The organism is Terriglobia bacterium, assembly GCA_020072645.1.
In the GTDB taxonomy this organism is placed as follows: Bacteria; Acidobacteriota; Terriglobia; order Terriglobales; family Acidobacteriaceae; genus Angelobacter.
The window spans coordinates 42,469-50,849 of record JAIQGK010000026.1 but is presented as its reverse complement, the minus strand read 5'-3'; the positions used below and the strand labels follow the sequence as shown (position 1 = coordinate 50,849).

The following is an 8,381-nucleotide window of genomic DNA, read 5'->3' as shown; positions in this document are numbered from 1 at the left end:
CACGCCCGGCGTGGTGGTGATGCCAAAGCCCGGCAATGCGGACACTGGACCTCGATTTTCAGTTCCGGCCCGGGCGTGATCTTGTTGAGAAAAGCAGTGATCTCGGATCGGGTGCGCAGTGGCAGTTCACGCGCCGCGGCTTCACTGAGCGATTCGCGGCCCAGCTTCTTCACAATGCGCGCGAACAACTTTGTGTTGGCCATCGCCGGATTCACGTCTTTGCAATCCAGAATGGCTTCCAGGTCGAGTCCCGTAGGCAAACGCAGCGTGACGTGCCCCGATTTTGGATCGTCTTTCCGCAACGGCGTGGAAAGCTCGAACTCATACTGCTGCTGCACAGTCTTCAACCGCCGCACCGGAAGCTCGCTGATGAGGAATTCCACATCCGCTTTCTGCCCGCAGGCTGCGGCGGGGCACCGCATCACCTGGTGCACCTGGTCACCCAGGGAAATTTGCCGCAAGCGCAGCAGCAGGTAGTCGCGGTCGCCAATGAGCATCTCTGAGATCAGTTCCTTGCTCACCGGCTTGTCCAGCCCTGGCACTTCCACTAGCACCTGCGCCAGAAATTCCGAAACCTGTTGTGCGGCATTTCTGTACCGGCGGTCGGCGAGCAGTTCTTCGTCGCGCCCGGTCAGAGGCCGCACCATCACGGTCTTGAAACACTGGCCGCGGCTGTCAAGCACGCCGCCCGGCAGCTCCAGGCGGCCGGCCGCCCAGTCTTCACCGGGCAGCGCCGCTGCGGAAGTTATTTGCGGTTCCATGGCGATGGCTGCCATAAGCGATTACGCCGCGGCGCCTCCGATCGGTGTCAGCAACTGAATGCCTTCGTTCTGCAGTTCCAGCGTGTGGATCAGCACATCGTTGGAGTTGGCATCGAGGTCGCCCACCGAATATTTCGAAACCCAGCAGTTGTAAACGCGATAGGCTTTCACCATCTCGTTCTTCAGGTTGTAAATCTCTATGTCGATGTCTTTGCGGAAATCATCCGGCGTTTTCTCCGCATCGCTGCCCTTATTACCCAGGTAGTTGCTCATGGCAGTCGCCCATTTTTCAAAGACCGGGTTGTTCGTCATGCCCTGCTCGAGCGTGATGTGCTCGAATGAGACCTGGCCGGGCAGTTTCTGCTTGAAGCTGTCGATATCACCCGTGCGGAAGTCCTGGTTGGCAACACTGATCGTAATAGCCGAGCACTTGGTAAGCCCGGCGACTACTTTCTGGTCCACCTTGATGCGAAATTTGAACTTCCTAAACGGATCTGCTGATGATGCTCTTGGCGGCATTGAAACTCCTTTCTGGTTGTCTAAATCACCCGTTCCCAGCCTTCATGGCGTAGGGTGACACTTTGGATTCCAACGCCGCCTGAGCTTGCGTCCAGCTCGGGCAGCGCCGTGTACTTTGTGATCCAGCAGCGGTTCAGCTTGTAACTTGCGATTGGCTGGCTCTGCCGGTCTGTCGGATTTCCTTTCAGGTCGAACACATCGATAAAGATCGTGCGCTTGAAGCCTGAAACAGAACCCGGATCGGATTGCAACTGCACCACCGCGTTGGCCCATTCTTCAAACGAATTGTTCATGCTCAGGCCCTTTTCCAGCGTGACGTCTTCATATCGGACTCCGCCCGGGTTGTTGCGCGGCGACAACAGGTCGCCCGCCTCTTTCAACTCGTTGGGGGTCACGGTGCGGGTAAGCGCCGATACTTTGGTGATGCCCGCTACCGTGGTGTCTCCGAACCGCACGCGAAACTTGTATGTGCGATAGGGATCGAATTGTGACGCGCGCGCCATTGCTTACGACCCCGGTGTCTGCACTTTCTGGCTGATGCGGATGATCACGAACTCCGCCGGCTTTAAGGGCGCGAACTTCACTTCCATATTCACGCGGCCTGCGTTCACTTCCGAATCAGGATTCAGGTCGGCATCGCATTTCACTGCGAATGCCTGCTGTGGTGTTGTGCCCGCCAACGCGCCCTGCCGGAACTCACCCATCATGAAGTCTGAAATGTTGGCTGTCAGCGCAGCCCACAGCCGTTGATCGTTCGGTTCAAAAACGGCCCACTGCGTGCCCCGATAGATGCTTTGCTCCAGGTAAATCGCATAGCGCCGCACCGGGATATACCGCCATTCCGGATCAGAGAGCGTACCCATCGTGCGCGCGCCCCAGATAATGAGGCCCGATGCCGGGAAGTGTCGGATGCAGTTCACGCCGATAGGGTTGAGAATGTCCTGCTCGGAATCAGTGACTGAATATTCGAGGTCCAACGGCCCGATCACGTTCGCTTCAGTGCCTGCCGGCGCTTTCCAGACGCCGCGCGTGTTATCGATGCGCGCATACATGCCGGCCACAAATCCTGAAGGCGGTACAAAGCGTGTGGGATTCTTTCCCGCTCCCACCGGATCATTCACCAGCATCCACGGGTAATAGAAAGCGCCGTAGCTGGTTTTTGTGGTGATCTTGTTTGAGAGGAAATCCGCGACGTGCGAAGGATCAGTGATGGGTGTATCTTTCGTGGTTTTGCCTGGTGAGTCGGCAATCATCACGCAATCGCGCCGGATGCTGCAATAGCCCACCGCTTGGCTGATCACTCCCGGACTGGCAATGCCGGGAATTGCTACAAAATTCACGTCCGTAACATCATCAAGAGCATGTAGTCCGGTTTTCAGGTCTGCGCTGCCAATGTAATCTGTATCGCCGACTGGCGGACCGTCGTCGCCGCCAAGCAGCTGCCATGGCTGGATCACGCCCAGGCCATCAATGTTCGACGCTGGCCGCAGATACGGCGAACCTTCATCGCCCTCTGCATATCCCGAGTTTCTTGACGCGTCAAACTTCAGGCGGATGTTGGGAGATTTCAATCCATCTGCAACTTGCAGAGTATAGAAGTTGCCCTTGCGTGGCTGGGTAATCACTACGCGATTGGCCACCACGGTAGCGATAGTGCCCTGAGGCGTGACGGTATTGGGCGGTAGCTGCAGGATCGCGTTTGCACTGGCTGCATTGATCGCCGCCGCGATCTCAGTGGCCGTGGCCTGAGCCAGGTTGGCGATATTCGCTGCGCCCAGTGGTACCGTCACAACTACATTCGGGTTCGTCAGCGTTCCATTGTTCAATGTAATGGTGAAATTCGATCCGTCGGCCAGCGCAAACGGACCGGGTGCGCTCTGCACGAAAGCCGCTTCACTGCGGCCCTGGCCAGTGGTTGTGGCCGCCGTACGGTCCAGATTCAGGAATTGCAACTGGGCCGCTGCGGTTCCGCTCAATGCCAGTGAAGTGTCAGCGGCGCCCCTGTTCACCGTGGAAATCACCACGCGGTTGCCTTGTGTGCTTACCGCAAGCAGGCCGTTGGCGGTGGAAGCGAGAGCAGTATTGATTTCAGACGCCAGCGTGGTCGCGGTATGCGTGGCGCTCGGCGTGAGCGTGATGACAGGTAGAGCGTCACCGTGCGCGCTTATGTTGAGAAGGTTGTTGCCACCGGTTGTATCGAAGGTTGCTTGCGCCGCACTCTTCACCGTGGCCCCAATGGCCGGGCCCGTGCCCGCGGCAAAACCTGCCAGGCCCACCAGCGGACGCGCCGCCGCCGTGGCTGCGCCTCCCAGAATGAAATATTTGTCGAAGCCCGCGCTGATGCTCTTGACCACCAGGTGATTGGTAGCATCAAGCGAAGCCGAAACATTGAATGCCGCCCAGGCTGTGTTGAGCTGCGTGAGCACCGTCGCCCGGGGGACATTGCCGGTAAACGTTACGGGGGTGACCGTGCCGTCAGGGGTTTCCAGGGTAATAGCTTCACCGCCGCCCGCAAACGGTACCGGATCGGCCAGGGGGTTGGTTGAGACTTTTTGCGCAAAACCTACGATCTCCGAAGCACCCAGATCTTTTACCGTAATGTAGTCTGAAATATCATTGATGGCCGTCTCTACGTAATCGGCGGACGTTGGATCCATCGAGAGACTGTCAAACAGCTCCACAACGTTTGCCGGATCATCCTGTGCGATCACCAGCTTGAATTCGGTGGTCGGGTTGTTGGTAGCGTTCTGCACCGTCACCAGCAGGCCATTGCCCCAGGAACCCGCACCCTTGGCCGTTACGCGCAGCGTGTTGCGCGGCGCCGCGGTTTCCTGGTCTGCCAGATCGCGGCTGGCCGCAATCGAGCTGACCACATTGAGCGCGCGCACGATGTAGCAGCGCTTGCCGCCATTGTTGAAGAACTGTGAGACCGCATAGGGCAGGTAGCTGCTCGGGATCAAGTCGCCGAATGCCCGGACGAACTGGGCCCAGCTGGTGATAAACGTCGCCTTATTGGGGACGCCTTTTGCGGTCACCCCAATAAAAGCTGCTGTCGAAGTTCCAACGCCTTCAATAGGGCGGACTCCGCTCGATTTTTCTTCAACAAATACTCCCGGATGCAGGTACTCTGCCATATTTCCTCCTGTTCACGATCTTTTTGATATTGCCAATTTCTAAATACCGCTCTGTTTCTTTTGCCGTGCGCCTTCTCGGGAGCACTCTGTTTCTGCCGCTCAAATGATGCTTGCCCCTCTCCTGCTCTTTTCTTCAAGGGCTTGTGCCCAGGGCTTTTCCACTCTTTACTTGGGCGCTTTTCGAGACCGCTTTGGACTCTTTTCTTCTTCGTCGCCGGCCTCATTTCCACCGTCGTCATCGTCTGTCGCTGCCTTTGCTGACTCTTCTTCTGCCGGCGCTTTTTCAGACGCAGCCGGTTTTACTTTTGCAGGATGTCCCGCGGCCCGCGCTTCGTGCTCCAGCACGTCCGCCATTTTGGCGTCGATGCGGCGCACCAACCCCTGGGCTTCCCATGCCGCCAGGTGTACGTTGTCGTAGAGCAGTTCTTCCCGCACTGGCGCAGAAATCTGGTTGGACTGCACATACATCACACCGCCGCCGCGCAGGTCCACAGCCAGCTTGTGTTTGCCCAGGTTTTGAATTCGACATGCCATCGTTGCTTCTCCTCTTCTTTCAGAACAGCCTGGTCGTTGCGATTCTCATTTCCGCTTCGGGACCCGGCTCCAGCAGTCCCGAATAGGCCCCAAATTCTTCTTTCATGCAGCGCCGCCCGATCTTTTCCAGTTCGCGGCGCGTGGCTCGTATGCAGTGCCGCATACAGATATCCGTGCCTTCTTCTGAAGCCAGCAGTGCCGCCCACAAAACGATGTTGGTGATGTGCCCGCCGGCCAGTTCGAATTGCCGCGCCAGGAAGTTGAAATCCACGTCTGGATCGAGCGGCGCTTTTTGCGGGAAACTCTGCCGCCAAATGGACACTCTGTCCTCGTAAGCCGGCATGGGGAATTCCACCACCACCTGGATGCGGCGGAGAAAAGCTTCGTCCAGATGCTGGCGCATGTTGGTGGCCAGCACCACCACGCCTTCAAAACTTTCAATTTGCTGCAGCAGATAGTTAATTTCTATGTTGGCGTAACGATCGTGCGCGTCTTTTACTTCTGACCGTTTACCGAACAGCGCGTCGGCCTCGTCAAAGAACAGGATCGCGTCAGAGTATTCCGCCTCGCGGAAGATGCGCGAAAGGTTTTTTTCCGTCTCGCCAATGTATTTACTGACCACGCCCGCCAGATCGATGCGATAGAGGTCCATCTGCAGCGCGTTGGCAATTACTTCAGCCGCCATGGTCTTACCCGTGCCCGGTGGGCCTGAGAACAATACAGTCAGGCCCTTGCCCCGGCTCATGAGCGAATTGAAATTCCACTCTTCCATCACCCGGCGGCGCTGTTGCACGTGGCGCACCACGTCACGCACCAGTTCCTTTTTCTTTTCCTGCAGCACCAGTTGCGGCCAGTGATACAGCGGTTTGATTTTTTTGGCCAGAGCGCCGAGCCTGGGCGCGGAAATCTGGGCTGCTTCCGTGTGCAGCTGCGCGCGCCATGTGGACGTGTCCGGATCTTTGCCGCCCAGCACGTGGGCGCAACGCCGGAATGCTATGGCGATCTGGCCCGCCGAGAGCCGGAATTTCACCGCCAGGGCTTCGGCGATTTCATCAACTTCCCCGGCGGCCAGCGGCGAGAACTCCGTCAGAAGCGCAGCCCAAAGGTTTTTGCGCGCATCATTCGAAAGTTCGGGGACATGGATGGCGACATGACGATGGCGCGGAAACCAGGCATTGCCTAATTCCTGTTCTTCACGCAATACAAAGACAATCCAGCCACGCTCTTCGATCTGCTGCTCCAGCGCGGTCCGGAATTCCGCGCCTCGCTCCACGTTTTGCAGCACGGCTTCAAAATTGCCCAGCACCAGCGGCGAAGCATGCAGGAGCGAATCCCGAAACGCCCGCCTGATCACCTGCTCCAGACGGGGATGTTTGATCACGCGTGCGCAATCGAGCGCAATCACTCCCAGGCCCGCCTGCCAGCAGGCTGATTCCACGGCATGGCGGCGGCCTGAGCCACTGCGCCCGATCACGGAAATCACCAGCCGCTCGCGCTTGATGGTTTCCTGCTGCCGATAGCGTGTGATATGAGAGTTTATGCTGCGCGCGGTATCGGTATGTGTTGACCACAGCGCGTTGGCTTCCGCCGGATAATCCCGCTCCAGCCACACTGATTCCAGTTCCGCATCCAGCTTGTAATCCTGAAACAAAAATTGCACGATCGCTGGATCAACTTTTAGGCAACGTGACAGCGGCGAACCAGAGGCTTGCTCTTCAACCCAGACCAGCAACCCATCGCGTAACAGGGGTGAGGCGGGCGTAAGCCGCGAACGGCAAGCGGCCGATTCATCCGGCGTGCTCAGCAGCCGAAGCAGCAGATCGACCGATGGATATTTCTGCGTGACGTCGTCATTCACGTAACCGAAAATTTTCTGGTAGCGCACTTCCAGTTCCGGGGCGATGCACACCAGCATGCACTCCACCTCGAACGGGCTCAAGCCAAACCGCTCCTGTACGGTGGCCAGCGGAAGGTTCGCGCTCTGAATCTGGCTGCCGGCTCTGCGTTCCTCTGTCGCCTGCCACAACAAGCCGGATCTAAACCGCGCGGATGTCTGCTCGCGCCGTCCCAGCAATTCCTTGGCTTCCTTGTCGGAGACCACCATTCCGCTCAGACTGAAATCGTTGCGCTGACGGGCCGCAGGCATTTCTTCCACAAGATCCATCAGACGCTCGTCCAGGAGCTGGCAGAGATGTTGCAGCAGTTCCATGCCGTTCGCGTAAGGGACCGCCCCGTTCTCCGCCATGTCTTTCTGCTCCTGTACCATCGTTGTGCTCATCGCAGTTGCCTCACCTTGAGGACTCGCTCGTCAACGCGAGTCACGTTGCGGGTCACCGCGCTATCCACCAGAGCTACGCAAACTTCATATGTCATCGAGAGGCGATAGTGTCTCTGCCCAAAAACCCGCGCCAGTTCAGTCATCAGATCGAGCGTGAGCATGTGTGGAATGACTTTGAGTTCCTCAATCACATTGGTCAGGCTGGGATCGTAATTTGCCGGCGGAATAAAAGGCGTGTCATTGAAAACCTTGATGACTTCTCCCAGCGTGACCTGAATATCGAGCTGGGTTGGGCCATACGGCGTGACCAGGTAGAAGAGATTCAAGCCCACTGGTGGCCCGGTAAGCACTGAAGGCGACGTTACGATCTCGTCGCCGTTGGTGAAAAACGGGTTGTACTCCACCCGGTAGAGATACAGGTGGATGAGCGGATTAGAGTCTGAAATAGTGTCCGACGGCGCTTTCTGGTTCTCGACATCGACACCCGTCTGCGCCTTCAAAAACGCAGCGAGACTTTTTGTTATTCCGCTGATAGCCCGGAAATCGCTCATGATTCTTGATCAGTCGTCCTTCTCAAAAACTCTTTGGCCCGATCCAGCACAGCTTCTGCAACTCCGTAGACCACTGTCTGCTTCACGAGCGCGTACTTCACCAGCCAGCCCCATCCTGTCAGTGTGTCCAGCGCTTCCTGCAACTCCACTGACGTATAGCTGCTGCCCGGGGGCAACCACCAATCGCGAATACCTGACACCGTGTCCCGTGCTTCCGGGTGCTGCGTCATGTATTGCACGATCTCGTGAATCGCCCGCCTGACCGTCTTCGGTAGGTCATGGAATTCGGGCATCGATTTCTGATTTAAGCAATCAGCGTTCCATCTGTTGCGCAGGCAAATGGGACGCTGCCATTCGCTCGCCAACAGCGGGCCTTTTGAATTTGTGATTGTTCGGGGATGGAGCCACGGCGGTGCAGGTGTGACAACTAGACCGCACCTGAGCAGGACAAGTCTGTGCGAAAACTGCAAAATGGCGTTCAGGCAGATGGTGCGGCAGACTTGTCGCAAGCGATGCGCGCACCTTAGGTTATAAAATCATTTGGTTTGAGCGATTGCTTTCCCTGTGGGGTTTGCAACTATGTTCAGCGGCTCCTGCTTACCTT

General features: G+C 57.4%; 8 protein-coding genes. All 8 read right to left on the bottom strand.

Annotated features, from left to right (window positions below; all coding sequences use genetic code 11):
* A partial coding sequence (locus tag LAO76_26220; protein MBZ5494435.1) for a hypothetical protein occupies positions 1–776 on the bottom strand: 776 nt, incomplete at its 3' end.
* 6 nt (positions 777–782) lie between these two features.
* A complete protein-coding gene (locus tag LAO76_26215) occupies positions 783–1,280 on the bottom strand; it encodes a phage tail protein (GenBank protein MBZ5494434.1) in 498 nt (165 codons plus the stop codon).
* Positions 1,281–1,300: 20 nt separating this feature from the next.
* On the bottom strand, positions 1,301–1,783 hold the full coding sequence (locus LAO76_26210; GenBank protein MBZ5494433.1) for a phage tail protein: 483 nt from the start codon (positions 1,781–1,783) through the stop codon (positions 1,301–1,303).
* 3 nt (positions 1,784–1,786) lie between these two features.
* Complete coding sequence (locus LAO76_26205) at positions 1,787–4,414, bottom strand: phage tail sheath subtilisin-like domain-containing protein (protein ID MBZ5494432.1); 2,628 nt, start codon at positions 4,412–4,414, stop codon at positions 1,787–1,789.
* 165 nt (positions 4,415–4,579) lie between these two features.
* On the bottom strand, positions 4,580–4,948 hold the full coding sequence (locus LAO76_26200; GenBank protein ID MBZ5494431.1) for a hypothetical protein: 369 nt from the start codon (positions 4,946–4,948) through the stop codon (positions 4,580–4,582).
* Between the two features lie 19 nt (positions 4,949–4,967).
* Positions 4,968–7,226: an ATP-binding protein gene (locus LAO76_26195; protein ID MBZ5494430.1), complete on the bottom strand. Its 2,259-nt coding sequence runs from the start codon at positions 7,224–7,226 to the stop codon at positions 4,968–4,970.
* Complete coding sequence (locus LAO76_26190) at positions 7,223–7,777, bottom strand: DUF4255 domain-containing protein (protein ID MBZ5494429.1); 555 nt, start codon at positions 7,775–7,777, stop codon at positions 7,223–7,225. The genes LAO76_26195 and LAO76_26190 overlap by 4 nt, the downstream gene beginning before the upstream one ends.
* The gene (locus tag LAO76_26185) at positions 7,774–8,070 is read right to left on the bottom strand and encodes a hypothetical protein (GenBank protein ID MBZ5494428.1); all 297 of its coding nucleotides are present in this window, start codon (positions 8,068–8,070) and stop codon (positions 7,774–7,776) included. Before LAO76_26185 ends, LAO76_26190 begins: the two co-directional genes overlap by 4 nt.
* Positions 8,071–8,381 lie beyond the last annotated feature (311 nt).

Excerpts from the sequence above, each read along its gene's own strand:
- LAO76_26200 (MBZ5494431.1), bottom strand. The coding sequence starts at position 4,948 with ATGGCATGTCGAATTCAAAACCTGGGCAAACACAAGCTGGCTGTGGAC.
- LAO76_26210 (MBZ5494433.1), bottom strand. The coding sequence starts at position 1,783 with ATGGCGCGCGCGTCACAATTCGATCCCTATCGCACATACAAGTTTCGC.
- LAO76_26215 (MBZ5494434.1), bottom strand. The coding sequence starts at position 1,280 with ATGCCGCCAAGAGCATCATCAGCAGATCCGTTTAGGAAGTTCAAATTT.
- LAO76_26205 (MBZ5494432.1), bottom strand. The coding sequence starts at position 4,414 with ATGGCAGAGTACCTGCATCCGGGAGTATTTGTTGAAGAAAAATCGAGC.
- LAO76_26185 (MBZ5494428.1), bottom strand. The coding sequence starts at position 8,070 with ATGCCCGAATTCCATGACCTACCGAAGACGGTCAGGCGGGCGATTCAC.
- LAO76_26190 (MBZ5494429.1), bottom strand. The coding sequence starts at position 7,777 with ATGAGCGATTTCCGGGCTATCAGCGGAATAACAAAAAGTCTCGCTGCG.
- LAO76_26195 (MBZ5494430.1), bottom strand. The coding sequence starts at position 7,226 with ATGAGCACAACGATGGTACAGGAGCAGAAAGACATGGCGGAGAACGGG.